This is a genomic window from Paraburkholderia sp. Clong3, assembly GCF_050436485.1.
GTDB classification, from domain to species: domain Bacteria; phylum Pseudomonadota; class Gammaproteobacteria; order Burkholderiales; family Burkholderiaceae; genus Paraburkholderia; species Paraburkholderia tuberum.
This window is the reverse complement of sequence record NZ_JBNDMH010000004.1, coordinates 606,946-631,737: the sequence shown is the minus strand read 5'-3', so window position 1 is coordinate 631,737 and position 24,792 is coordinate 606,946. Positions and strand designations below refer to the sequence as shown.

At 59.1% G+C, this 24,792-nt stretch carries 31 protein-coding genes; 26 read left to right on the top strand and 5 right to left on the bottom strand.

Features of this window, described 5'->3' with window-relative positions; translation table 11 throughout:
- On the top strand, positions 1-448 hold a 448-nt coding region (locus OKW30_RS41035; RefSeq protein ID WP_429349608.1), incomplete at its 5' end, for a sel1 repeat family protein.
- Positions 449-512: 64 nt separating this feature from the next.
- Here the strand turns inward: OKW30_RS41035 and OKW30_RS41030 are convergent.
- From OKW30_RS41030 to OKW30_RS41010, 5 genes are all read right to left on the bottom strand, one after another.
- Positions 513-707: a hypothetical protein gene (locus tag OKW30_RS41030; RefSeq protein ID WP_132460037.1), complete on the bottom strand. Its 195-nt coding sequence runs from the start codon at positions 705-707 to the stop codon at positions 513-515.
- 370 nt (positions 708-1,077) lie between these two features.
- A complete protein-coding gene (locus tag OKW30_RS41025; protein ID WP_429349607.1) occupies positions 1,078-2,214 on the bottom strand; it encodes a hypothetical protein in 1,137 nt (378 codons plus the stop codon).
- Positions 2,215-2,457: 243 nt separating this feature from the next.
- Positions 2,458-3,489, bottom strand: a complete 1,032-nt coding sequence (locus OKW30_RS41020) for a DNA-binding protein (RefSeq protein ID WP_429349606.1) — start codon at positions 3,487-3,489, stop codon at positions 2,458-2,460.
- Between the two features lie 146 nt (positions 3,490-3,635).
- Positions 3,636-6,200, bottom strand: a complete 2,565-nt coding sequence (locus OKW30_RS41015) for a TOTE conflict system archaeo-eukaryotic primase domain-containing protein (RefSeq protein ID WP_429349605.1) — start codon at positions 6,198-6,200, stop codon at positions 3,636-3,638.
- A 14-nt stretch (positions 6,201-6,214) separates the two neighbouring features.
- The gene (locus tag OKW30_RS41010; RefSeq protein ID WP_429349604.1) at positions 6,215-6,982 is read right to left on the bottom strand and encodes an FRG domain-containing protein; all 768 of its coding nucleotides are present in this window, start codon (positions 6,980-6,982) and stop codon (positions 6,215-6,217) included.
- A 276-nt stretch (positions 6,983-7,258) separates the two neighbouring features.
- On the opposite strand from OKW30_RS41010, the gene OKW30_RS41005 reads away from it, so the two are divergent.
- From OKW30_RS41005 to tnpC, 25 genes are all read left to right on the top strand, one after another.
- Positions 7,259-8,020, top strand: a complete 762-nt coding sequence (locus tag OKW30_RS41005; protein WP_429349603.1) for a tyrosine-type recombinase/integrase — start codon at positions 7,259-7,261, stop codon at positions 8,018-8,020.
- Between the two features lie 236 nt (positions 8,021-8,256).
- Positions 8,257-8,928 (top strand): TauD/TfdA family dioxygenase, encoded by a 672-nt coding sequence (locus tag OKW30_RS41000; RefSeq protein WP_429349602.1) that lies wholly within the window; start codon positions 8,257-8,259, stop codon positions 8,926-8,928.
- Positions 8,925-9,875, top strand: a complete 951-nt coding sequence (locus OKW30_RS40995; RefSeq protein WP_429349601.1) for a hypothetical protein — start codon at positions 8,925-8,927, stop codon at positions 9,873-9,875. Before OKW30_RS41000 ends, OKW30_RS40995 begins: the two co-directional genes overlap by 4 nt.
- 296 nt (positions 9,876-10,171) lie before the next feature.
- The gene (locus OKW30_RS40990) at positions 10,172-10,597 is read left to right on the top strand and encodes a hypothetical protein (protein ID WP_429349600.1); all 426 of its coding nucleotides are present in this window, start codon (positions 10,172-10,174) and stop codon (positions 10,595-10,597) included.
- 2 nt (positions 10,598-10,599) lie between these two features.
- Complete coding sequence (gmtY, locus tag OKW30_RS40985; protein WP_429349599.1) at positions 10,600-12,132, top strand: gamma-mobile-trio recombinase GmtY; 1,533 nt, start codon at positions 10,600-10,602, stop codon at positions 12,130-12,132.
- Between the two features lie 182 nt (positions 12,133-12,314).
- Complete coding sequence (locus OKW30_RS40980) at positions 12,315-14,420, top strand: VPA1269 family protein (protein ID WP_429349598.1); 2,106 nt, start codon at positions 12,315-12,317, stop codon at positions 14,418-14,420.
- Between the two features lie 118 nt (positions 14,421-14,538).
- Positions 14,539-15,174, top strand: a complete 636-nt coding sequence (locus OKW30_RS40975) for a hypothetical protein (protein ID WP_429349597.1) — start codon at positions 14,539-14,541, stop codon at positions 15,172-15,174.
- 2 nt (positions 15,175-15,176) lie between these two features.
- Positions 15,177-15,812: a gamma-mobile-trio protein GmtX gene (gene gmtX / locus OKW30_RS40970; protein ID WP_429349596.1), complete on the top strand. Its 636-nt coding sequence runs from the start codon at positions 15,177-15,179 to the stop codon at positions 15,810-15,812.
- A gap of 232 nt (positions 15,813-16,044) precedes the next feature.
- Positions 16,045-16,278 carry a type II toxin-antitoxin system Phd/YefM family antitoxin gene (locus OKW30_RS40965; protein WP_429349595.1) on the top strand — a complete coding sequence of 78 codons (234 nt, stop codon included), beginning with the start codon at positions 16,045-16,047 and terminating at the stop codon, positions 16,276-16,278.
- Positions 16,278-16,655, top strand: a complete 378-nt coding sequence (locus OKW30_RS40960; protein ID WP_429349594.1) for a type II toxin-antitoxin system VapC family toxin — start codon at positions 16,278-16,280, stop codon at positions 16,653-16,655. The genes OKW30_RS40965 and OKW30_RS40960 overlap by 1 nt, the downstream gene beginning before the upstream one ends.
- A gap of 22 nt (positions 16,656-16,677) precedes the next feature.
- Positions 16,678-16,899, top strand: a complete 222-nt coding sequence (locus OKW30_RS40955; protein WP_429349593.1) for a hypothetical protein — start codon at positions 16,678-16,680, stop codon at positions 16,897-16,899.
- 23 nt (positions 16,900-16,922) lie between these two features.
- Positions 16,923-17,381 (top strand): hypothetical protein, encoded by a 459-nt coding sequence (locus tag OKW30_RS40950; RefSeq protein WP_429349592.1) that lies wholly within the window; start codon positions 16,923-16,925, stop codon positions 17,379-17,381.
- A gap of 97 nt (positions 17,382-17,478) precedes the next feature.
- A complete protein-coding gene (locus tag OKW30_RS40945; protein ID WP_429349591.1) occupies positions 17,479-17,724 on the top strand; it encodes a hypothetical protein in 246 nt (81 codons plus the stop codon).
- A gap of 433 nt (positions 17,725-18,157) precedes the next feature.
- Positions 18,158-18,475, top strand: a complete 318-nt coding sequence (locus OKW30_RS40940) for a hypothetical protein (RefSeq protein ID WP_429349590.1) — start codon at positions 18,158-18,160, stop codon at positions 18,473-18,475.
- Positions 18,476-18,522: 47 nt separating this feature from the next.
- Positions 18,523-19,203 carry a hypothetical protein gene (locus OKW30_RS40935; protein WP_429349589.1) on the top strand — a complete coding sequence of 227 codons (681 nt, stop codon included), beginning with the start codon at positions 18,523-18,525 and terminating at the stop codon, positions 19,201-19,203.
- A gap of 15 nt (positions 19,204-19,218) precedes the next feature.
- Positions 19,219-19,671, top strand: a complete 453-nt coding sequence (locus OKW30_RS40930) for a hypothetical protein (RefSeq protein ID WP_429349588.1) — start codon at positions 19,219-19,221, stop codon at positions 19,669-19,671.
- A 151-nt stretch (positions 19,672-19,822) separates the two neighbouring features.
- Positions 19,823-19,999 (top strand): hypothetical protein, encoded by a 177-nt coding sequence (locus tag OKW30_RS40925; RefSeq protein WP_429349587.1) that lies wholly within the window; start codon positions 19,823-19,825, stop codon positions 19,997-19,999.
- Positions 20,000-20,029: 30 nt separating this feature from the next.
- Positions 20,030-20,335 carry a hypothetical protein gene (locus OKW30_RS40920; protein ID WP_429349586.1) on the top strand — a complete coding sequence of 102 codons (306 nt, stop codon included), beginning with the start codon at positions 20,030-20,032 and terminating at the stop codon, positions 20,333-20,335.
- 11 nt (positions 20,336-20,346) lie between these two features.
- Positions 20,347-20,571, top strand: a complete 225-nt coding sequence (locus OKW30_RS40915; RefSeq protein WP_429349585.1) for a hypothetical protein — start codon at positions 20,347-20,349, stop codon at positions 20,569-20,571.
- Between the two features lie 18 nt (positions 20,572-20,589).
- Complete coding sequence (locus OKW30_RS40910; RefSeq protein ID WP_429349584.1) at positions 20,590-20,913, top strand: hypothetical protein; 324 nt, start codon at positions 20,590-20,592, stop codon at positions 20,911-20,913.
- 14 nt (positions 20,914-20,927) lie between these two features.
- Positions 20,928-21,425, top strand: coding sequence for a hypothetical protein (locus OKW30_RS40905; RefSeq protein ID WP_429349583.1), 498 nt, complete (start codon positions 20,928-20,930; stop codon positions 21,423-21,425).
- An 88-nt stretch (positions 21,426-21,513) separates the two neighbouring features.
- Positions 21,514-21,897 carry an avidin/streptavidin family protein gene (locus OKW30_RS40900; RefSeq protein WP_429349582.1) on the top strand — a complete coding sequence of 128 codons (384 nt, stop codon included), beginning with the start codon at positions 21,514-21,516 and terminating at the stop codon, positions 21,895-21,897.
- A 310-nt stretch (positions 21,898-22,207) separates the two neighbouring features.
- Positions 22,208-22,795 (top strand): transposase, encoded by a 588-nt coding sequence (locus tag OKW30_RS40895; RefSeq protein ID WP_429346843.1) that lies wholly within the window; start codon positions 22,208-22,210, stop codon positions 22,793-22,795.
- The gene (tnpB, locus tag OKW30_RS40890; RefSeq protein ID WP_090812713.1) at positions 22,771-23,127 is read left to right on the top strand and encodes an IS66 family insertion sequence element accessory protein TnpB; all 357 of its coding nucleotides are present in this window, start codon (positions 22,771-22,773) and stop codon (positions 23,125-23,127) included. Before OKW30_RS40895 ends, tnpB begins: the two co-directional genes overlap by 25 nt.
- A 30-nt stretch (positions 23,128-23,157) precedes the next feature.
- A complete protein-coding gene (tnpC, locus tag OKW30_RS40885) occupies positions 23,158-24,738 on the top strand; it encodes an IS66 family transposase (protein WP_429346844.1) in 1,581 nt (526 codons plus the stop codon).
- The last annotated feature ends 54 nt before the right edge of the window (positions 24,739-24,792 follow it).

The window sequence follows — 24,792 nt, the reverse complement described above, 5'->3', positions numbered from 1 at the left end:
GTTAAACCGCGCACCCGATCTGGGACGCTGGTTACTCGAGCGCCTTGGCGCGAACCGTCATCCAGTCTGGCGACTGGCAATGGCCATTTCTCTGGTCACCCCGACTGGGGCGGAGCCAGACCTGGGAAGAGGTAACGCGATTCTCGAGGATGTGATGAAGGATGAAACCGCCGAAGGTCGTCTGCGCGGCATGGCCGCCGCCGCGCTGGCCGATAGCGCGCGCCTCGGAAGAGGCATGCAGGTGGACGTGAGCCGCGCGCGCTCGCTTTACGAGCAGGCCATTGAACTGGGGCATAAAGCCTCGGCACATAATCTCGGTCTTTTCTGGGAAGGCGTGTGGGGCGCAGAAGACAGGAGCGTTGCCCCGGACCGCACAAAGGCCATGCAGAGCTATCGACGCGGTGGAGACGACAAACGTTGCCAACGTCGCCTGGAAGCGCTGCGTTGAGGCAGTACCGCCTGCGAGTCGGGCGGGTGGAAAATCCTGAGAGGCACCCGACGGTTTTCTCTCATCAATTGATAAAAGCAAGGTTACGGAGAAGAGACTCCCCGTCCTCCGTGATGCGAGGGCATACTGCCCCGCCCGCAAGTCGCTCCAGTGCGACAAGCTGGCGTTCAAGCAATGTTCCAAGTTCTTCCCGATCGGCAATGTGATCGGCGAAGTCCTTGACCAGCATCAATGTTGCAAATTCGTGGGCGCTCAGCACGGGATGCTCCTGATGCAAAGAGAGAAACGATCGTCGTCAGGTGTTGCGGTGACGGGCGTTCGGTGACCACCCACAACGGTGGGCTTACTACCGAGGGCGAAAAAGCTTAACGTCGAAATGTGACAGCATGAGGGCGGTCTTTTGGGCGCTGGAGGCCGGTGGCGGAGGACGCATATGTAGCAACTGACGCATTAGATGACAACGTCGCCTCTATAAGGGGGGCGAACAAGGTAAGCGCAATTTCCTATCATAGGCGTCCAAGTTATTGTGACTTGGTCAAATCGCCGAAAATTGGCACATATGCCGGGCCAACTGGCTCAGAGTTCATCCCAGATTTGCGGAAATGATTCAGCAGATCAGGCCAGAGAGGCTAAGACTTGGGTTGCCACAAATACCCAGCTTTTTGCAGCCGGGCAAGCCAGGCTCCCCGCTTGCCATCACTCGACATCAATTGCGCCAGACGACGCCGGAATACGGCATCCCGCCTGGCGTTTTCATACGCTTCGGCGAGATCCTGCAATTTCTGGAATGCTTGATCGTAGGCGCTGCCCGTCGTGCGTCGCAGTTGTGCATCGATGCTTGACCACGCCGCGTCTTCCTGTTCGAGAAGTGATGTGAGGTACCGTGTGCGTTCCTCACGACGGCGGGCCTCGGCCGCCTGGCGGGCTTCCTGTTCCCTTCTTTCACGGATGGCGCAATAAGAGGCGACCCTTGATTCGATTTCGGATATTCGACGGCGCCCGGGCAAACTCAATTGCTTTGCATTCCTACCCTTCTCCCATTTGAGAAAAGCGTTTCGAAGCGTTCTCTCCGCTTCACGGCTGCGTCCTTGTAGCAGCATGCGCAGTTTCGCCCGCATTTCATCAACCGGCAACTCACGTAACCAGGGATCAAAGCGACTGTCTTCGCTCCCGCTGGATTCTGGGGCCAATAATGACGGGCTGGCCTCGGCGGCGGCGGCGAGCCAGTCCGCATCCAGCATCAAAAACTCGGCCAGTGCTACCTGTGCGGGCGTCAACGCCTGTAATCCCGCAGGTACCGGCGGTTCGATTTCGTCATCGTGTAGCTCATCATTCCCGAGGCGGGCAAGCCACCCAAGATAAAGCGGGCGAGCATCGCCGCCGAGCAGCTCGTCGCGTACAGGCAGCAGGTGCGTCATCCATCCCGCACCATCCATCTCCTCCGAGAAGCGGGTGTGTTCGCCCGAGTCATCGTTGAACGACCAGTCGAGGATGCACCAGTCATCGACGTCCATGGCCTCGAATGCTTTCTCGAAACGGGAGCGCCTCTTTCGTCCAGCTTCGACGTAATCGCGGATGGTCGCCGCGTCAAACATCCCGTGCGGCAGGCGAAGAAGCAGGCGGCAGCTGCCCCAGTTGGAGGAGTAGACGTGGGCATCGAAATATTGCTGTACCCACTCGAGCGGGTCGCCCTTGAGGTCTCCCCAGTGATATTCGTTGACGAAGCTTGAGGCGGTGATCGTGGCCCGCGTAGAGAAACTGCGCAACTCTGCCTGCTGGGTCGCCGTAAGCAGCTGGTCGACGCATGCAAACTCGTAGTATTGGGTATTCGCTCATGCCAGATTCCCGTAGCGAAGCGCATGGAAGAGAAGAAGGTGAATGTGCTGGTGCCCAACCCGCCGGAGCCATGAAACTGCGGGCCGACGCGAAAGCCAGAATGCTTCATGGCAAGCGCCGAAAGGCGTGCGCATTGTCATTGTGACGTCCTTTCGGCACGCGCTGCGGCGCTTTCAGCCAGCCGCGTCCGCGCCGCCCAGCCGCATCCGGTAGTCCACCAGGAGCTGCTGCTGTGCTTCGAGCTGCGCGGCCAGCTTCGTCAGGTCCGCATTGAGCGAGTCGCGAGCCTTGCGTACCTGGAGCAGCTCGGCTGCCCGCGCATCGGCTGCCGACTGCGCAGCATCGCGCTCGGCCTCGGCGTGCGCCCGATCGGTGAGCGCACGATTGAGGGCGGACTGCAACGCCTCGCCATGTGCCTGCTGATCGCGTGCGAGCCTGGTCGTGGCCGTCGCTTCTGCGACGAGCCGCGCGTTGTCCCGGTTCAGCTGTGTGATCTCGTTCTGCCGGACGATGGCCGTCTGGTTCGCCTGGCGTAGCTCAGCCTGCACCTGCTGGACCTGCTGCTCATGTCGTTGCGCTTCCTGTTCGCGCTGCTCGCGCGCGGCCGTACGGAAGTGCTCAAGGGAATCGCGCGCATGCACGAGCTTGGCCTCAAGCGACAGGCGGAAGCCTTTCTGCTCCACAAGACGCTCGGTCTGGTCGCATACCTGCTGGGTGAGCCGCTCGACGTCCAGGTCGCGCTGATGCAGCGACACGCGAGTCCCGGCGTGCGCGTCCTGCTCCGCGGAAAGGGCGGCGGTCGCGCCAGAGAGTAGCTCCCGCGCCGTGGCCAGCTCAGCGCCGAGCCTTGCGATTTCGGACTGCGCCTGCTGGCGCTGCGCGGCCGCAGCGGCGGCCTGCTGGTCGACGAGGGCTTGTGCTTCTTCATGCAGGCGGGCCGCGAGCCGGGCCACCAGATCCTGGATCGCGTCCGAGAGCGACCCGGCGCGTGTGAGTGACGCGCCCTCATCTTCCTCCAGTTCCTTCAGGTACCGGTGGATCGTGGTTTTCGAGCCCGTGTTGCCGAGCGCATACGTATCGCGTCGATCGATGTGTGCTGCCCCTGCGCGAGCAACGCGTCGCGGGCGCGCTTTACGTCCATGCGCGTAAGACCGGTGCGGGCCATCTGCTTCCTCACTCGAATATCGTACTGTATTACGTACCATGTATATACGTATCACCGTGCGCGGTCAATGGCCCCATGATGTGGGCATTACTGGCCTGCGATAAAGGAGGATTATCGAATGTGAGGGCCGACAAGTGGACCTCCGGCGGCCGGAAACGGTACGGAATACGGATTCGCTGCCCGATTTCAGGCCAGCTGCAGCTGGAGATCTTCTCCGGGCGTGCGGACCTGATAGCCCATCGCCCGGTAGCCGCGCTGGCGTTTCTCCCACATGCGCTGCAGCACCGGGTGGCCGCCATCCACATAATCGATCACCCGTACGCCGGTCTTGCCCGCATGCTCGCGGTGCAGCCGGCCGGCGTACTGCTGCAGCGTGCCCCTCCACGCAACCGGCATGGCCAGCACCAGGGTGTCCAGCGCCGGATGGTCGAAGCCTTCGCCTACGAGCCTGCCAGTCGCCAGCACCACGCGGGGCGTGTCACCGGCCAGCGCGTCAAGGGCAGCCAGCTGTGCGACCCGCGCTTTCCTGCCGAGGCGACCGTGCAGCACAAACAGCGGTTGTACTGTGTCTTCCAGGGCTTGCTGCAGGCTTTCGAGATGGTCTGTGCGCTCGGTGAGCACCAGCACGTTGCGTCCCTGCGCGTATTGCTCACGGATGGCAGTGGCGATCATGTGCGTGCGCGACGCATCCTGGGCGAGACGCGCGAACACTTCCTGGATCGGCGCGTCGGTCGTAACGTCTACTGCAGAGGTGCGCCTTTGCGGGAACACCTCGAGCATCTGGGGCGCGCTGGCCGGGGATTTAGCCGCATGCCGGATTGGCCCGCACAGCATGAACATCACCGGTTGCTGACTGTCGCGCCGCACCGGCGTCGCCGTCAGGCCGAGCACGTAGCGTGCATTGACGCCCTTGAGCACGGCCTCGAAGGAATCCGCGGAGACGTGATGACATTCATCGACGATGACTTGGCCGTAACGCCGCAACAGCTCGCCGCGGGCACCATCGGGCGCCACCGACTGCAGCATCGCGACGTCGATCCGGCCGGTCGCTTTCGACTTGCCGCCGCCAATCGTGCCGATCGCGCGCGCGTCGAGTGCGAGAAACGACTGCAGGCGTTCGCGCCACTGGTCAAGCAGTTCCCGGCGGTGCACGAGCACGAGCGTGTTGACGCCACGCTGCGCGATCATCGCGGCCGCCGTCACGGTCTTGCCGAACGCCGTCGGCGCATGCAGGATGCCGGTGTCGTGTCGCAGAAGGTCGGTAACGGCCGCCTGCTGGTCATCGCGCAACGTGCCGGCAAACGGAACTGCAAGCGGCTCGCCGGTGCAGCGCTCGTCGCGGATGTCGCAGGCGATGTCGTTATCGCGCAGTAGCGTCATGACGTCGTCAAGGCATCCGCGCGGCAATGCAATGTGGCGCGGGCAGTTCTCGGCGCGCCCAATGATGCGTGGCTTGTCCCATACGCTGAAGCCGCGCGCCTGGGCCCGGTAGAACTCCGGATTCTGGAAGGCGGCCAGCCGGATGAGCCGGTTGAGCAGTCCCTGCGGAAGCTGCGCCTTTTCAAGATAGAGCTGGTTCGCAAGCGTCAGTTTGAGCGACGCTGGCATCGTTCCGGCCAGCCGCTTCGGCTGCGCGGGCGGTGGCTTCCACGGTTCGGCCTGATCCTCTTCGGCGATGAACGCAACGTCGAGCGGGTGCGCACCGCCCGTGGCGCGAAAGATCACCCCCTCGATGTCGCGGCTGTCCATGGTTTGCACGGACGCGAGATACGACCACTGGTCAGCGTACGGCTGAAAGCCGTCATCGACGAACACGCTCCAACCATGCTCGCGCGGCTGCTTCTGCAGTGGCATGGCAATGAGGTTACCGAAGCCGCCTTTGGGCAGCACATCCTGGTTCGGGAAGAGCCGGTCGTAGGACGTCAGCACGAAGCTCATGTATCGCACGCCCTTCGGGTCGAGATAGTCCGACGTGTTGAAGGTCCAACGCAGGCAGGTTCGCTCCCCTGCCCGCCCCGCGCTAGAGGCAGTCCAGTCGTCAAAAAAGCGCCGGCTCTCCCAGCGCAGTTGATCGTAACCGGGCATCAGTTCGCGTGCGGTCACGGTGCGCTGCTCGCCGGTGGCCGGGTTCGTTTCGACCCAGCGTTGATCGCCCTCGGTGCGGCGTCGGGCTTCGTACACCGCGTTCCCAATCGCCATGAACTGGTGCATGTCGATCACCCGCTCGAGCCGATATCGGGGCGCTCCCAGATTGCGCGGTTCGCTGCGCTCAACGAGGGCCATGCCGGTCGAGCCGCGCCGGAGCTCGTCGACGTGAGGCAAGCCCCAACGGTCATCGCGGGGAAACAGTTCACGCTCGATAAACTCCTGCTCCTCCCATACCTCGAGCTGAACGAAGTTCTCTTGCGCTGCGCCCCTGTCCTGCACGAAGTAATGCAGGAGCGGCCGCCGCTCGGTCAGTCGCAAGCCGGCGTTCTTGTGCGCCTCCCACACGGCGCGCACCGAGTCGCCATGCGCTTCGAGCTGCGCATCGATCCACACCCGGTAATCGGCCGCGATCTCGCGATCCTCAGCGTCGATGACGCGCGCCGGCTGCTCGCCATACACGTCGCGCGTCATCACGTAACGCGCGCCGCGGTACTCCGTGCGCGTGGAAAGAGTCGTCAGCAAGGCGGTGTGGTTTTTTGTGACCGGCGTGGCCGCCACGATCGTCGCCAGCACATCAGTCTGTAGCTCGTATTCCTTGCGCATGGTTTTCCGGTGCGTTATAAGCCAAGGCGCGGCGAGAACTCGTCATCCCTGCAGACATGCCGCCATGTCACATATGACGCGACGCCAGTGAGATCGGGATAAAGCACGGCGCTCGTCACGCCAGCCTGGGCCAACTGCATCCGCATCGCACCGAACGCGTCTGGCGGGATCGTCACGTAGAACAAACTTTTCTTGTAGGCAGTGTTTGTTTCGAGGGACACGAAGGTAGGCGACTCGTCATCGCCGTAGTGGCTACGATGCAGGGTGAACCAGCCGTCCTGCGCAGTGATTCGCCGCGAGACATGGCGCGGTCGGACTAGGGCTGTGCGCCCAACAGCCAGCGGCCCATCGCGCTCGTCGTTGCGCATCAGATCGCTCTTGCCGTAGGCGAGGATCCAGACAGCCGCGTGGGCCTTGCCGTTTGCGGGCTCATTGATGGCAAACCACAGCGCAGTCAGCGCGCTACCCGACCAGTCGAGTAGCCGCGTAGGCATGCCGTGATGCTGGGCGATCGCGAGCCAGTCGGTTTCGCTCAGGTCGCGACTGGACTCGAGGTAAGGAATCGCGCGCCGTTTGAATTCATCAAGCATCGCGGCTTCCTCCGGGGGCGTGATTGTTAGCAGTTGCCGGGCGACCGCCGGGACTAGTGTCCACTGCACATCGCGGTGTCCACGGAACAGGGCGGACATATCGCCACCCAGGGCGCCGTGGATCGCCCCCAAGAACGCGGCCAGGTCCTCAACTTTTCCCACGTGCTTCGCGATGCGTGTTTTCGCCGTCATGGTTTTTGCTACCTTTCAACGCCGCGCGGTGGAGTGGCGAGATACGCAGTGAATCCAAGGATCGTCATCACGATCCAACCCCACGCCAAGTAACTGGCTTTGTCTACGAGTACCCTTGTATCTGTCGCGATGGACGCAGCCCCCACGAAACCAACAAATTCAACACGAGCTTTTCCGATAAGGCCACGCTTTTCGCGGGTTACACTGGAAAGGAGCGCTCTACGCTTTTTCTCTCGTAACAGAGGTTGAAAACGAACGTATTACGAGAAAGGAAGCATGAACCGAAGCGCGGCCAAAGTCCTCACGCCTGCCAAATTTAAGCACCTCGTGCGCGTAACTGGAGCGACCAGTCGCTTCCCTGAGCGCGACACCTTGATCTTGTTGCTTGGCGTTACATGCGGAATGCGCGTCACAGAAATCGCACGCCTCGAAGTCCATCATGTGCTCACGAAATCAGGGGCGCGGCGAGAAGAAGTGCCCCTTCCAGGCAGCATCACCAAGGGTTGCCGCGCGCGTTGCGTGTTTCTCTCGCACCCGCGAGCGATTGATGCCTTCGATCGCTTTGTGGAATGGCGGTATCGACGCGGCGACGGCGTTGCGCTGGATCGGCGGGAGTATCGCGGTCTAATGCCGCGCTCGCGGCTGATTCTCACGCAAAAGGGAGGTCCATTCGAGCTGAGCGTCAAACGCCGCGTCAATTCAGATGGTGAACCAGTGGATTATTGGGCCGCCGATAGCCTGCAAAGCTACGTCACGGCGCTGTATCGGGCCGCTGGACTCGGTGCTGGGTACAGCAGTCATTCAGGCCGAAGAACGTTCGCGACGCGCTTGGTTGCCAACGGCCATTCGCTCGAAACGGTGCAGATCCTCTTAGGACACTCGCACCTTTATGCAAGTGAGGGAAACGTAATATTTGACGTTGGTGATGTGGGATTCTTGGGGCGTAGGCCCCTTTTTTGTCCCCGGATTCAACATAAGATGCTAGTGCATAGTGTAATATCAGATATAGGGTTGGGCTGGCACCACACATCTCATTAGGGATGGCAACCGAAGGGCGTCAGTCGAACATTGTGGTCCGATGAGGCAGAACCCGCCGTAGTGTGGGCAAACGGTGCAGAAGTGTGGGCAACGGGTGTTTGTTGTCCACACGGTCGCAAAGCGATCTGCACGGTTTGTCCATACGGAGGCGGCGTAATGCGCGAGCAAGTGAGTGCAAGGTCATTGACGTATGGCGTCCTTGCGAGACCTGAGGGAAAGGACGGTTGAGCGCCAGTATGAAAACAACTGAAATTGCCGCAGAGCTTGTACACAACGGGTATGTGCTGTTGAGACGCCATTTCCCGTCCAAGGCGACGGACGTCGTGCTGCAGGAGATCGGCGAGATTGACGCCGTAGATGGTTTGGCAGCGATTCAGCAGCTGACTCCGAAGAAATTGTTTGAGGCAACACCGAACACGTACAGCGGCAACTTTGGAGTGGGAGAGTTCCCACTCCATACCGATCTTGCGCATTGGGCGAAACCTCCAAGATACCTTGCACTTCGCTGCGTAAGAGGTCGGGCCGATGTGGCTACTCGGCTCTACGACGGAAATGCACTGATTAGAGAATTGGGGATCAATACGCTTCGGATGACTGTTGTTCAGCCCAGGCGCCCCATGCGCGACGGAATGCAACTATTGCGCCTCTTGGAGCGTGTCGAGGGTGCAGATGGGCTTCGTATTCGATGGGACAGTATATATATTAGACCCTCGACACCAACATCTGAGAAGACGTTCGAGAAGGTTATCAATTTCGTCTCAAATGTGAAGCCTATGGAAGTCGTCCTTTTGCAACCAGGCGACACGCTGCTTATAGACAATTGGCGGATGCTTCATGGGCGTTCAGCTACGCCAATCGATGCACACGCTCGCCATATCGATCGAGCCTACATGAGGTTAATAGCATGAAACGAAAAGCAGAGGAAGCATCGAAGTCCATTCACGTGTGGGATAAGGACTTGCTGGTGGCGAAGGCGCAGCGATATGCAGAAGAGATGCTGTCGTATTCACGTGATAACTGGCGCTTCGGGTTAACGTCCACCTTTGTCCTTGAGTTTGTCTCGCGCGCCGTGCTTGCAAACGTGAGTCCGGCACTCCTAGCGGATCCGAAGGAGTGGGACCATCTGTACTTCGCACTTGGCCATCATCCGAAAAAAGCAAAGTTCAAACCTCGCTCGGTCGATATCAACGCGGTGCTGGACCGCATGCAGGCGATAGTGCCGGAATTCACGGAGGAGCTAAGAGGCTTCGCTCTCGAGCATATCAATCGAAGAAACGAGGAGCTGCACAGCGGCGGCACCCCGTTTGATGGCCTGAAAACCGGTTGGCAAGCACGCTTTTATGAAGTTTTGACTGTATTGCTCAACTCGCTAGGCGAAGATCTCTCGTTGCTGCTACCAGAGCAAGAGTCCAAGGCGGCAGCCATGATGATTGCGTCGTTTAAGGACGAGTCTGCCAAATCGGTCAAGAGAGATATTGAGGCACATAAGACCGTGTGGGAGAAAGTCGACGTGGATGAGCAGAAAAAGCTCACAAAACAGGCATCCACGTGGGCCACGCGCCAGGCGGGGCATCGTGTTACATGCCCTGCTTGCGACAACGAAGCTTTGGTTGTCGGAGAACCGATTTCGGAACCAAAGCGCCGGCTCGAAAGCGACCTAATCGTCGAAACACAAGATTACTTGCCGAGCAAGTTCGAGTGCGTCGCCTGTCGATTGAAGATTGCAGGACTGTCTCGATTGTCGGCCTGTGGCCTTGGCGAACCCTACACCAAAACGTCCACCTATGATGCCGCCGAGTTTTACGCACCCGAGGACGATTACAGCGGGTACGAGGACGACAACAACGAGCATTGATTGATGAACGTCTAGGATAGAAACCGATGGCAAGTTCGGACTTTGTTGATGGCCTCATTGGGAATAGCGCACCCGTCGTGGCCCTGTATAAAGAGGTTGTTGCTTCGGGGGTGCGCGTCGAGTGTTTCCCTGGAGGTAGGAGCCCACACACAGGGAATGGGGGGACGTTTGCGACAGCGGACTGGCACTCAAACGAAGGCGTCTGGAGGATCTATTTTGCTGCGAACGCACACGCTCATCAGGTCTATCACGAGCTTTTGCACGTGCGGTTTAAGAACGTGGAAGGAGCACCAGCAATGTCGGCCTGCCAGCCTGAGGAGCAGCTGCGGCGAAACGTGGAAGAGCTGAACAATGATTTTGATCATGCTTATGTCGTGCCATTGGAGATCGCCGCATATCCGGAAGCCGCTGCGTATTGGGAAGCTAATTTCACCCGGGTGCTAGAGGGGCTTCCACCTCCTACCGTAGACCAGATCAGCGTGTCCCAGCGAAAGCTAACCCTTCTGCGCGGGTGGCTCATATTGCCGAACTCGATGCCGACTGCCACAGTGACGCAGATGTTTCGTGGAGAGTTGACGAGCGGTGGGTGGTTGGACGCAGCGAATACGCTGACACAGCGAGTAAGGGAAGCCGGGGCCAACAAAGCCCGTGCGGTTCAAGCGTTCCGAGAGGCCCTCGGATTTGATTTTCCACCCGCTGCTAAGGTCACGTTCTCGATATAGGATTGGAGTTCGATCTAGACAGCGGAAACTCCGGCAAGCTGCTACAGGAAACAGAAAAACGTATGGCGTTCCGCCGAGAATATGCGCTCTATCACACGGTAGTCCACACAGTGGTACGCCGTGCAGGTCGGCCGGATATTCGAATCTATGTGCTGTACCTGTGCATGGAGGCCAGCGCTACGCCAGCTCCCATGGTGCCGCTCGTCGAGTACGTCATCGAGCATGGTCGCACGCGATCCTTGGCGTGGCAGCGAGATCTGGCCCGCGCGGTGGGCCTCCTGGTTGACTTCCTTCGCGCGAATGCCGAGCACTTTCGCAACGAGCCTAACCGTCCCCGAGCGTGGGCTGCATTTGCTGATGCGCTCGTGGGCGGCACGATTGATTTGGGCGGATTCGATCCGTCAGGCCTGTATTGGGAGCCTAAATCCGTTTCGCGCGCTACGGTGATCTTGAATGCGGTCACGGCGTTCTCCGATTGGTTGGTGAACCGCTACGACACGACTGCTCTGAATCCGTGGCGGTCGGCGTCGGTTGCGGAGCAGATTGCGTATTGGCGACGCTTCGAGAAGCGCCGCGCACATGCATTGCTGAGCCATACCATGAACCGCAGCGATCATGTGGATGCAGCGAAGCGCGCAAGGACCGTCCAGATATTGCGGAAAACCGCGGTTGCCCATGGCTCACCGCCCAAGACTTTTCCGGACAGGGCCATGGTGGATCTGATCACCAAGGGCTTCGCGCTGCCCGGAAAAGACCGATCCTTGCCGTGGTATGAGCGGATCAACATCCGCGACGCTATGATCACAATCTTGCTGCACGGCGGTGGCCTGCGCGAGTCTGAGCCGTTTCATCTATACGTGAGCGACGTCGCGATTGACCCTCTCGCTCCAAAGAGGGCCATGGTGCGTTTGTTTCATCCTGAGCAGGGATCTGCGCCGCCCGATTTTATTGATCCTGTGACAAGGAAAAAGCTTCACGGCGATCGCGAGACATACCTCCAGACGAAGTGGCAGCTCGAACCCCGCACGCTGTTGCACGGCAGATTCCATGCCGGCTGGAAAGACCTTCAGCTGACCGATCAGTCAGAGAAATATGCGCTGGTCCACTGGTTCCCCACCTTTTGGGGTGAAGTCTTCCTGTTCCTGTTTCGCATCTACATAACCCAGTATCGATCGCGCCGATACGCGCATCCTTATCTGTTCGTCAGCCACAAGGACACGGTCGCGGGCGACCCCTACACCATTGACTCGTTCCGTCAAGCGCACGCAAAAGCAGTTCGACGCATTGGACTCGCCGTCGGCAAGGAATTGGGCACCACGCCGCACGGGCATCGGCATGCCTACGGACAAAGCCTGGTCAGTGCGGGTGTCGATCAGAAGGTTGTTCAATACGCGCTGCATCACAAGGCGATTGAGTCACAGGCCCCGTACACCACGCCTACACCAGGTGCTATCGACAGCGCCCTCAGTGCTGCTGAATCAAGGTTGCGGCAGTCCGTTTCGTGGAATCCGGATCCATTTGGAGAGAACGATTGATGACGTTGGGGGCGCGATATTGCCAGGTCGACGAATTCGACGTCCGCGAGTCTCCTATCACCGGGCGACAGCTGAAGGTGAACCGATCTACGGACAAGCTCCTTGTGGACCCTGAAAGGGTATTCGCTGCCCCCGCGATCGCAGCGGAATGGGTTGAGGCTCTCCGTTCGCCGGATGGGAAGATGAAGCATCCTACAAGGGCCGTATCTGCCGCGATCCGTGCATTCGCCAGCATCGGGTCGTCACACGACTTCGCGCGGAAAATCGACGCCCTGATGGATGCAGGCCGCGAGTGTGAGAAGTCACCGGGGCAGAAGAATCACATCTATGGCTGGCTGCTCCGTCTCTGGTCCGGCGGTATCGTCGCGATTTCTCGCGACTTCCCTTTCGCGACGAAGACCTCGCTCTTTCCCAACCCGTTCATGATGCACGGGTTCCCCTGGTTGAGCGAACTCCAGGAGGCGTACGGCGGCGCTAATCGAGCGAGAGTGGTTACGACGGTGTTTCGAATTGCCGGGCGCACTCTGGGTGTGATGGAGCCGGGCGATATTGTTCCGGAAACTGTCGCGCCTGTACCTCCGATCGACGAAAGTCGGCTGCTCTCGTTTATGGTGCCGCCGCTGCTGCTCGTGCAGCGTGACTATTACGGATCGAGAGCCACGTACAACCGTAGTTCGTGGGGTCTTGGGCGTGTCAAGCGCAAGGTGGGCGTAGATCGGACGTTCGCGTGGGCGACCGAACACGAACCGACGCTTTCCGATTGGCGGCACGCTATGTCTCAGTGGTTGAGCGATCAGCGCCAGGGGCTTGCTTTGCGAACATATATGGCCGAGCGGGCACTTCAGTACCTGATCGACAACCCTAATCTTCCGCGAACGGTCGCGGCGTATTGTGACCGTAAGGCCAGCATTGAGCCGACTTGGTCCGAGTGGGTCGACGCGCGGCGTTGGGCGGACAGCAGCCGACGGCACTACACAAACTATTTTGCCGATTTCTTTGATTGGTATTTGGCCACTGTACTGACTGGTGAAGACGATTTCGGGCGGCCCGTTGCCAGCCCCAATCACTACAACCCGATTACCCGGCTCGCTGTACGCGCAAGGCAGGCAGAAACGCACCGAGAGGCATTACCGCTGCGCTACTTGCACGAACTAGTGCGGATTGTCACCGAGAACGATTACGCGTGGCCCAAGACGCTACGGGGCGACTACTTCATGTGGAAGAATCCCGTCACCGGAGAGTTCTCGAAGCAGTGGAATCCCGTCAGGGCATACGCCATCCTCGTCAAGCTAATGCTGCCACTGCGAACCTATCAGGTTCGAATGGTTGATTCCGGCGAGGCAGATACCGAGCAATATGACGGTAAGGAGTGGCTGCCAAACACTGGTCGACTTGCGCCGAAAAAGGAGCGTCGGCGGCAGACCCGGCGCGGCTTCCTGAGAAAATTCGATGACGCGGTTACCGGCCGGGAGTTCACTGGTTTTTTTGTGAACACTAACAAGACTGCTGATTCTGGAAAGGATCAGAACGATCGCGGATATGAAATCCCGTGGCAGCATGACGAGGTCATAAGGATCGCCCGTGAGCTGCGAGAGTGGCAGGAGACGTTCAACCCCGTCACCGCATCGTTGCCGTGGCAGGCTATTCACGATAGGACGGTCCTGCGCTCATACACCCCGGAGATGCTGCGACTGCGTGAACCAGCGTGCTTCCTCTTCCGCGATCCCTGTGCGGTTTATCCGTCTGAGCCGGTCTTGGACTCACGTCTTCAAGTCTTCTGGGCGTTGCTGCTCCGGCAGCTTGAGACTCGCGTTCTCGCGCGTGGCGAGCGGTTGGCAAACGGGCGCAGCGATCCAATTCGTGACGTCGCAGTCAGGTGGGAATTGTCGGGCAAACTACGATTTGCATACCCTGCGGGTCTCTCTCATCACGGCGTATGCCACAGAAGGTGGCGTGCCGATACAGATCCTTTCGAAGTGTGTTGCCGGACACGCGACGATTCTGATGACCCTCTATTACAACAAGCCGGGGGCCGCACATGTTACGGAGGTTCTGGCCGAGGCGCAGCAAAAGGTTCAACGCGCGGAGACCAGCAATTTCCTCAGGTTCCTGCAAAACGAAGAGGTGAGAAATGCCAGCTCGTTGGTCATCTCGAACGAGGGCGCAGGGGCATCGGCCCTCGAACAAAGCGCGCCAGGGTCCTGGGTCGTTGGCGATATTGGCATTTGCCCCGTTGGGGGGACTCGCTGCGATCAGGGTGGTCAAATTCAGAACAGCGCGGCGAGTAAGCCGTTGTACTCGCCTGTCCCGGGCGGCGCCAAGAATTGTGTTCGCTGCCGGTTTTTCATAACTGGGCCTGCTTTCCTCGCAGGGCTCGTTGCCCGCTTCAACGCCGTCGGTGTGTCATTGACGACAGCAGCAGAGCGACTGCGCACGCTTGAGGACGAAATCTACCGACTGGAGGAGGCGGCCTTCGACGGGCGCGATCAGGATCAGTCCGGCAAGATTGGCCTTGCCTATGACCGGCGGGATCGCGTCCTCGATGAGGTCGATTCCATTGCGCACACATGGCATGCCAATTACCGCCTCATAGAGCGTTGCAAGGCGGCTATGTCGTCCGCGGGCGAAAAGGATGACAAGAAACTGGCTCTCGTACTGAGCGGCGGGGTTACTGACTTGCGTGCGGCATTGGCAGAGTGCACCGAGTTCGAGCTATATGACGCGGTTTGCCAGCGTGCGAACGTCTACCCTAACGAGAACGTGCTCGTCGCGAATCTCCGGCGCGGTCGCCTGCTCGATGCTCTGTTGTCGCGCAATGGCCGGCCGGCCGTCTTCGCCGCGCTATCGGAATCTGAGGCTCTGGCCGTGGGCAACCAGTTTGTCGAACTGCTGATGGCGCGTGTCGGGCGGCCCGAAACCAACGCACTGGTCGAAGGTCGTCTTCTGCTCGATGAGTTGGGTATGACCGACGAAGTGGAGCGGTTGTTGTCCGTCAACAAGGTGGCTTCAGGCCAACTTCTCAAACTTCGGAAAACGGCGTAACGATGACGAAGACTGAACCGACTGCGTTTCTCGAAGAGCTTTGTCGGAACGTACACCCGCGCACGGAGGCCTCCCTGCGCTTAATTTTTGCGATCTGCAAGGAACAGGAGAGTCGTGGCAGCGCAGACTACTCCGTTGCAATGATCGGCAGGCTGTCGGCCGAGCGCGGTGGGCCAAGTGCCCCGGCGATTCGGAACAAGACCGGCGAGAAATACCGAGCCCTCATTGCGGCCTGTGCGGAGCATGCGGGCGGCAGGAAAAAGAAGGTCTCTGCGACCAAGGCCTCCGCGGCGGAGGAATTGCTGGAGGGAATATCAGACCCCGTCTTGCGAACCCGGATCAATCTGCTCGTTGCCGATCTTGAATCCACGCGCGCCCAGCTGCTAGCGGCCCGGCATATCGCTGCCCAGAAAGCAGTCCTTGTTCTGGGCGATACGCCGCAGGAACCGCCTTCCGATGTAGGCAATGGAGTGGAACTGACCGCGCAAGAAAAAAAGGCCCTCGCGACGGCGATATCCGGCAAGACGATGGACCATTGGGCCTGGAAGATCGACAAAATCGGCCGCGTTCTGACGGACAGCGGTCAGGTGGTGTTTCCGGCGGGGTTCGCGTCTGCCATCCGCAAAATCCTCGCTTAGCCACGGCTCCAAATATGAGAGTCATATCTTTGGACTACGGCGCCGCATAGGTTGTGATATCGGGCACTTATAAAAACGCATCTCGACCACGTTTCGCCGTATTTGGACGTGTCCGAACGCGATCGACGCGAAGCGCTCGCGGCGATCGAGCTGGGCGAGTGACGGGGCGTTAAATCTTCAGTTGCATTTCATGGTTAGCTAGGCTAAACTAAGTCCATATTGAGGAGGTGCTATGCAAACCGTAAATATTCATGAGGCGAAGTCGCAACTGTCGCGACTCATCGAGGCGGTTGTCAGTGGCGAAGATGTTGTGATCGCAAAGGCTGGAACCCCGTTGGTGCGCCTCGTTTCGGTCGAAAAGAAGCCAAAACTTCGCTTCGGTCTGATGAAGGGAAAGATCAAGATCGCTGACGACTTCAACGCGCCTTTGCCCGACGACATTTTGGCAACGTTTGAGGGTCGGTAATGCGCCTTTTGATCGACACGCATGTTTTTCTGTGGGCCATGAGTGGCGACAAGCAACTCACGAAGAAGGCCGAGGAAATTATGCTGGCTGCAGACACCGTTTTTGTGAGCGCCGCTAGCATTTGGGAAATCGCAATCAAGTCCGGAATCGGGAAGCTGGATGCAGACGTGAACGAACTGGTAGAACGCATGGCAGAGGCGGGCTTTCGTGAGCTGCCTGTGACGGCGCTCCACGCTGCAGCGGTGCGCGATCTGCCCGAGATTCACCGCGATCCGTTTGATCGGTTACTAGTTGCGCAGGCTATCACTGAGCCATTGCGGCTGCTAACCGACGATGACACCGTGGGGAAGTACTCCGAACTCGTAATCACGATCTGATTTTACTAACCGGAAAACACACATGCAGATCACGATTAACCTGGCCGGCGCGTCGGCCGAACAGAAAGCCCGTTTTCAGGGTGAGGCGTTCACTCAAACCGTTGCGGCGGTACGCGATGCCGTGGGCGACGCGGCGGCCACAGTCGAAGTGCATGGAGCAACGCCCTACGTTTCGTACACCGCTGCGGTCCAGAACATTGCGGACCTCGAACGCGGCATTGCAGACGCCAAGAGCGTGAAATAGACCACGGAAAACGTGAGGGGCCAATGAAGAAGAAGATTAGTTTGCTGATGGTTAGCGCAGCGCTGCTTGCGACTACCGGCGCATTTGCGGGCGACGACGTGACGGCGATCACGGTCCGAGTTCTGAATGCAAGGGGCTATCAAACATGGGTTCAGGCGCAGGCGACGTGGACGGGCAAAGCGGACTTCAGTGAGCATTACGGTTATCCCGTAGCGGTTGACTACGTGGACGGTAGCAAGCCCGCCACCGCTCCGTACAGCGGATCGTGGCGACTAAGAATCAACAAGGTCAGCTACCAGGGCGACGGGGGCGCCATTGTCGATGCTGACCTGTTCGAGAAACCAGCGGGCATTGAGGGTCGATCATCGAGCACGCAACATGTGGCGCTGACGATTGCCGGGGCGCGGGGCGGCGTCATTCACGGGGCAGACGGTAGAGACTATGTTGTGTCGCTGCATCGCCTCTCGAACGCAGTCGAATAGATCGGAAAACACGGATGCCTGATCGTTGCCGATACCAAGCGGCAACCGTGAGTCATCCGACTCAGCAGCAACGACCACACAAAAAGGGGCAATCACCATGAAGAAAACCGTACTTTTCGCATTGAGCATCGCTTGCAGTGCAGCACACGCGGAAGTGAACATGCAAACGGCGAAAATCGTATCAATCAAGACCGTGCAAGTGGGTGGGCAATCGGTGCAGTTGGTTGACACGAAAGCCAATAGTGGCAAGGTCTGTCATGAGTATCTGAAACAGACGACCGTCGCGGCAGATGGCACCGTGTCCGCAACGAAAGGCACGTTTTGCGACGGGGATCAACTTTAATGTCGTGACCTGACGATTGCCGTTTCCTACAAACGGCAACGGTCAGGTCTCAACGTAACGGAAAACAAGGGACTGATATGTACGGAATGTTGGTTGCGGCTGTATTGATGCTTGGGATCGTGACGGAGATAGTTGCGCGAGGCGCTGGCATTCAACGCGCGGACGGATTCCGGGCGGGCGCTTATCCACTCATTACGTTCGCGGTCGTGGGCGGTGTCACGCAGGGGCTTGGCGCGTCCTTCAACGTTTATTCGGGTATGTATTTTTTGGCGTTCGTTTCCGCGTTCTTTGGCCCCCTCCTGGCACTCGCATCGGGGAGCGGTCGGCGCGCGCGTTCTAAGGCGATTCTGCGGGCCTGGAAGTCGCATCAACGCGGCGACGTATCGCACGCTGGTAACTAACTGCACAACGGAAAACGCGGAGAACAAGAACAATGACGAAAGCGAGATTCGCGGTAGCGGTGCTCGCAGTCGCTGGGTTGATAAGCGGATGTGTGACCGGCCAGAAGATGGGCGACATTCATGCGGGAATGTCGAAAGGGGAAGTCGTTTCGATACTCGGAAACCCCGACGGGTATCAACAAAGTGGCGAGTATGAAGCGCTGCGCTACACCGATCGTCTGATTAGCGGATGGTCGTGGAACCGTACGGACTACACCGTGGTCCTGCGGAACGGCCAGGTGAGCGAATATGGTCCCGGCCAAGTCCGGCAAGACGGGCCCGGCGTGTTGGTGCTGGTACCGGTCCGATAGGAAAACCGCCTACGGAACGCAGCCCGTACGACTAGACAGGAGATTCAATGGGCATCTTGAGTTGGTTTCTGAACGAACCGTCGCGGACTCCGAAGTCCACGTTTGTTTTCGCGGACGGCAATCGACTCACGCCACGAGATTTCGGGTACGGTTTGCTTCGCTTCTCCCATGAACCTGCGCGTGAACTCTTCGAATCGTGCTTTGGCGAAGGTGGGCCTGGTCCACTTTTGCCGGGAGGGGCGCTGATTGCTGCCAACCCGTTCGTCGCACACTTGTATTTGACCGCACTATATGTCGGCAGCTACTTGGCCTACGTTCGTTTTGTCCTGAAGGTGTCGGACGTCGTTTTGGGTGAGGTCGATGGAGGCCTGTCGAGGGGCCTGAATGAGATACTGGCTCCTGACGGAAGCGTCTTTGGATCGACCGATCAACAAAACCTGCGTGCGGTGATCGACCTCTTTGCCCAGGCCGTAGTCGATGACATACAAAAGAGCGACGAGACCGATCCTGATGTCTTCGATCCGACGCCGAGCAATGCGGCCAAGGTCGCTATCAGCGTTTTGGATGGTGCGTACAGAGACGATGATGGTGCGATGTATTTGGTCAGCGATGCACCAATGCTTCTTCCGCATTTTCTCCGCCTACAAACACACCTCGCGAATGCCCCATTGACGGTACTCACGCTTCTGACCAAACAGATGAAGGTCCGGTTGGTTAGTGCTGGGTGAGCATAGGAAAAGAACATGGCACGTCGCATCGGCGGTTGGTGGCGATTGTGGTTAGCGTTGACGGTTGTCTATGGCGTAGCGATCGGTTCCGTGACGTACGTCTTGTTTGACAGTTTGCTGGACGTTGCAGGTGTACCTTTCGAAAGTGAGCAGTTGCAGCGCCTACCAGCTGATGAGGTCGCGTTGATTGCTAGTGAAGCCAGCGCGCCCGCGTCAGCGAGTGCTCCGTGGTGGGAAAGCGCGCCTCTCGTCCTGGAAATGCCAAACGGGCACAGGTTCGAAGTCCCAGGTGGCACGACTAAGGCCCAAGCGGCAGCGATCGGCAAGGCATACGTTCATGTCTTGCGGGTCTCCGCTTGGCGGCATCTCGCAGTGCGTCTGCTGGCAATATGGCTGCTGCCATGCCTCGCTGCGCTTGCGATAGGTTTTGCTGTACGTTGGATCTATCGCGGATTCAAGCAGACGTGAAGCGCTTCGGGGGTCGCCATGTGGCCGCCGAAGCTGGATAGTCGTAGATCGGAAAACGGCTTTACCGTGGCAGTACGTCCCTGTCGCGGCGTGTTGGTCGGCCCGTACTGGCGGCCCTTTTTAAAACGGAAAACGGAACAGGAGAGGAGGCGTGGCTACCATGACTATCCATGTGAAGCTGAAAGGGGATGATGCCGAAAAGGAAATCCCTGCGACTGATGCGGTAGATGACGGCTTTATTCTCATCGTGAGAGATGCTGACAGAGTGGTGGCACGCTTCCAACTTGATCGCGTCGAGCATTGGTATTCGGAACCGCTGCAAAGCTGAGGCAACCGAGAAAGGGAAAAGAGGCCGAATATGGATAACAAATTCATGCTGCTGGACGATGGCCAGTTTTATATCGAACGCAACTGCAACGGCGATGCAGCGACTACGAACGGCTTTCTTCAACGTCGGTGCGAATTTTCCGCGACGACGCCTGGCGGCTACGAGTGCATCGGCAGCTACGAGCGCAAACTTTCTGGCGAGTGGAGCGCTTCGATCAATGCTCCGTATGACGAAGAAAGGGACAGCGATAGTCGGGAACTTGGAACGTTCAAGTCGAACTTGGACGCGATTACCGCACTCTGGGCCGCGCGCACTGAAGCGCACTGCGGGCACTAGGAAAACAGGAAATGGAACTGGCCAACTGGCGCAAGTTTGACGAAGGCGAAGAGTGGTTCGCAGGTAGGGCACTTTGGGTATGGGCGCCCTCTTGGGAAAAACCTCGGCTGGTCACGGCAGATCGCGGAGACGACTTCGACTGGTTTTACGCGAGTGGCCCGAAGCTCGAAGAAGCGAGCTGGGAGTTCCCCACGCGCTGCTGCGACCCTGTGCCACCGGCTCAGCCGGTAGTCTGAGAACACGACGGAAAACACATGACGAACATCGAAACCTTCTTGCCGAATCCGATTGCTCTTCCAAGCGGCGTGGTTGCACGGATTGAGTTGATTCCCATGCCGAAACCGGATGCGGCGGGGAAGTATCCTTTCAACCCGCCGAACACGGAGATACAGGTCAGCCTGTTCCGTGACGACAAGCTCATCGGGCGGCGGCGTTGGGACACCTTGATCAGCACCGGTGACGTGACGCTGGTAGACGGTTCGACGCTGGGTGCGGACGACCTCTACGAACTGGACGGTGCTGGCTGGGAAGAAATGGGCAATTTCGGCATGATCCCGACCGTCTGGGCCGGTAACTGACAGCGGAAAACACAGTGCAAGAAAATATCGTATTCCCACAAGTGTCGCTTCCAGAACAGTTGACCTATGAGTTTCTTGGCACCTTTGCTCGTTGTGAATATGGCTTGAAGTGTTCGGGTTTCGCGAAGGGTAGCCAAAAATCCGTCGAAGCGGATTGGGACAAGTTTGCAACTTCCATCGATTGGCATTTCGCACGCGTGAAGGATGAGCACTTCAAGGAAAGCGTCGCCTACCTACTCACTGAACCGCCTCGCAAGCAAGTGCTCAGAGGGGGCCGCATCGAGTGGCAAGAATCTGCGCCAGACGTGAACCTGCCGAAGTCGCAGCAGACCCTATTGATGGTGCGGCGTGTACGAAATAACCTTTTCCACGGAGCCAAGGTATGGTCTCCCGAGCGCAGTAATGACCGCGATAGGGATGTGCGGCTGGTTTCTTCAGCCTTGATCGTAGTCAAAGGATGCATGGGACTTCGGCGAGACCTGGAAGACGCATTCAGTTTTCGCGTGTTCTAATAAGTCGGATTCTGCGTAGGAAAACATCAGGCGCGAAGCGCCCCGCTCGCCGGCCGGTCGCCGTCGATTTGCACTGTGGAGGTTTGAGATGTCGCATCTGGAACAATCACTGAAATATGCAAAAGCAGGCACGGGTCCGTCGATCGATTTCTCTGGGTCGTGGAAGAACGAGCTTGGTTCGACGATGCAAATTGCGCAGCAGGGCGACAGTTTGACTGGAACCTACGAAAGCAAGGTGAGTTCAGGAGGCGGCACCACGACTGGCGACCTTCGGGGCTATGTCGATGGCGACTTGATTTCGTTTGTCGTTCATTGGCGCGACTTCCAAGCGATCACGGCTTGGGTGGGCCAATCTGAGCCGAACACGGGCGACACGAGGATAAGTACGCTCTGGCAGATGACGAAGCAGGTTGCGTCGGGTGATGAGTGGGCGTCCATCAACGCCGGAGCCGATGAGTTCGTGAAAATCTAATCGGGATAGGGGCAGGCCTCACGGCCCGACCCCTCCCACACCACCCGGCATGCGGGTCCGCACCGGGCGGTTGGAACAGTTGAGGTCCCCACGTGAGTTACCTCACGCAAAGCCTGGCCTCGCTTGCTAGCGACCCGCCACCGTTGATTATCTCGCTGCCGCTGGGCCTTTCCGGGCTTCACCCAGGCAGGTTGGTTTGGCGAGCTTCACTCTCGTGAACATCTGAGAGTAAGCGATCCATTTTCGGCGTCTAGCCGCTGGGGACAGGAGCGAGGAGCATAGGTGTCCACCTATTCGGAGGTGGACACCTATGGCTGACAAAGATCCAGAGTTAAGAGTAGTTCGACGCAGCAGCGACGGTCGCCGTCGTTACGACGATAAAGGCAAGCGTGCGCTAGTTGAGGAAGCGCTGCGTTCTGGCGTGTCGGTTGCCCGCCTGGCGCAGGAGCACGGGATCAACGCCAACCTGCTACGCAAGTGGATCACGAAGTACCTGCTGGAGCGCGAGAAAGGCATATCGCCGGCATCGCAGGATGATGCTACCGGCGAACAGGAACGTCCGCATGCCCCGGAGGAAATCGTACTGGAGGGCGCGCTCGCGGTGATTGATGGCGCGCCCATTGACATCCCGGGTTCGCGCAAACGCTCCCCACCTGTCGCCTCGCCCACGGCATTCGTGCCTGTCGTTGCAGCACCACCAGCACTGCCAACCGCACCGCCGTCGCTGTCGCCGTCACCGTCACCATCGCCATCGCCATCGCCATCGCTGACGCTCGCACTGCATGTGCGACTGTCCAACGGCGTCGAGTTTGATCTCGGCGAGGCGAGCATCGACGAACTGACCGCCGTGGTCCAGATGCTGGGGAGGATGCCGTGTTCCGGTTCGACGAAGGCCTGAAGGTCTACCTGCATCGGGAACCAGTCGACTTCCGCTATGGCATGAACAGCCTGTCGATTCTCGTGGAGCAGGCCATGCATTTGAACCCGATGGATTCCTCGCTCTATGTGTTTACCAACCGGAGATGCGATCGCATCAAGATCCTGGGCTGGCAGGGCAACGGTTTCTGGCTCATGCTCAAGAGACTCGAGGCAAACGATCGCTTCGTGTGGCCTGACAGCGCGAACCGGGTCGCGACACTGAGCGTCGAGCAGTTGCACTGGCTTATCGAGGGCATCGACATTGCCGCAGTCCAGCGACATCCCAGTCGAAATTATGCACGCGTGAGCTGAACACGTCACCGGCGTGCCGGTCTAAGCGGTATGCCGATCAACGTGATCATCGACGCCGACGAACTCAAGGCACTGCTCGCGATGCGAGAGGCCTATGGTTCGCTTCAGCGCGATCATGAGGAGGTTCGCAGCGCACTGCGCCTCGTGACAGCTGAGCGCGATCTCGCCGAGGAACGACTGCGCGCTTACCGTCGCGAACTGTTTGGCGCGAAAAGCGAAGCGCGCGCCTCGGACCAGTTCGGCCTGTTCAACGAAGCCGAAGCGCTCGGCGCGAACGCCACTCCCGCGCAGGAAGATACCCCCGGAACCGAGGTCGCGGCCCACAAGCGCAAGAAGCGCGGCCACCGCAAGCCTCTCGATCCCAATCTGCCGCGTGATGTCGTGCGACACGAACTCCCTGAGGCAGAGCGCTTCTGCGATCACGACGGACACGCGCTCGTCGAGATCGGCGTCGAGATCAGTGAGCAGCTCAATGTCATTCCCGAGCAGTTGCGAGTCACCCAGCATCAGCGTATCAAGTACGCCTGCCTATGTTGCGATCTCGGCATCAAGGTTACGCCGGCACCGCCCCGTATCATCCCGCGGGGGCTGCTGAGTGAATCGGCGCTCGCGTGGATCGCCACCGGCAAGTACCAGTTCGGCATGCCGCTCTATCGCCAGGCCGGTCTGCTGCGTCGCTTCGGCGGCGACATCTCGTCGAACACGATTGCCGCGAGCATGGTCCGCGTCGGTCTTGCGACGCAACCCGTCATCAACCTGATGCGCGATGCGCTGCTCGATGCCGAACTGATCTACGGCGACGAGACGACGTTCCAGGTCCTGAAGGAGCAAGGGCGAAAGCCGCAAACGAAAAGCTATCTGTGGGCGCAGATGACCGGTTCGGGCATCCCCATCCGTTGCTTCACCTATACGCCAGGTCGTGGCGCCAGGCTGGCTGACAGGCTGTTTGCCGGTGTCCGTAAAGGTGCCGCCCTGATGACCGATGGATACGAACCCTACAACGGCATCGCTGAACAGTACCAGCTCGTGCACCTCGGATGCTGGACGCACGCAAGACGGTACTTTGTGAAGGCGGAAGACAATGTCCCCAAAGCAGCGCGCCCGCCCGATCTGCTCGCGACACGCTTCATCAGCCTGATCGGAAAACTGTTCGCGGCCGAAGCGCGAAGCCAGACGTGGACGGCTGGGCGACGACAGCGATTGCGACGACGATACAGCGCGTGCGTACTCGATGTTATCGAAAAGCTGATGCTTGAGCACTCGCCTGGCGTCGTCCCCAACAGTCTGCTCGGCAAGGCGCTGACCTATCTGCACGGGCAGTGGCCGAAGCTGATCCGTTACGTTGAAGACGGCAACTGGCCCATATCGAACAACCCTTGCGAAAATTCCATTCGCCCGTTCTGCCTGGGACGCCGCGGCTGGTTGTTTGCTGACACCGTCGATGGCGCAAACGCGAGCGCCAATCTCTACTCACTGGTCGAAACCTGCAAGGCGAACAGCATTGATCCGTATCGCTATCTCACCTGGCTGTTACAGCGTCTCCCGCTGGCACAGACCGTCGACGACTACGACGCGCTCTTGCCCTGGAAGATGCCCATCGATCTCCGCTGACTGAGCCCTGTACCACATCTCATGACAACCGCGCCCTTACTCTGAGGGGTGTCG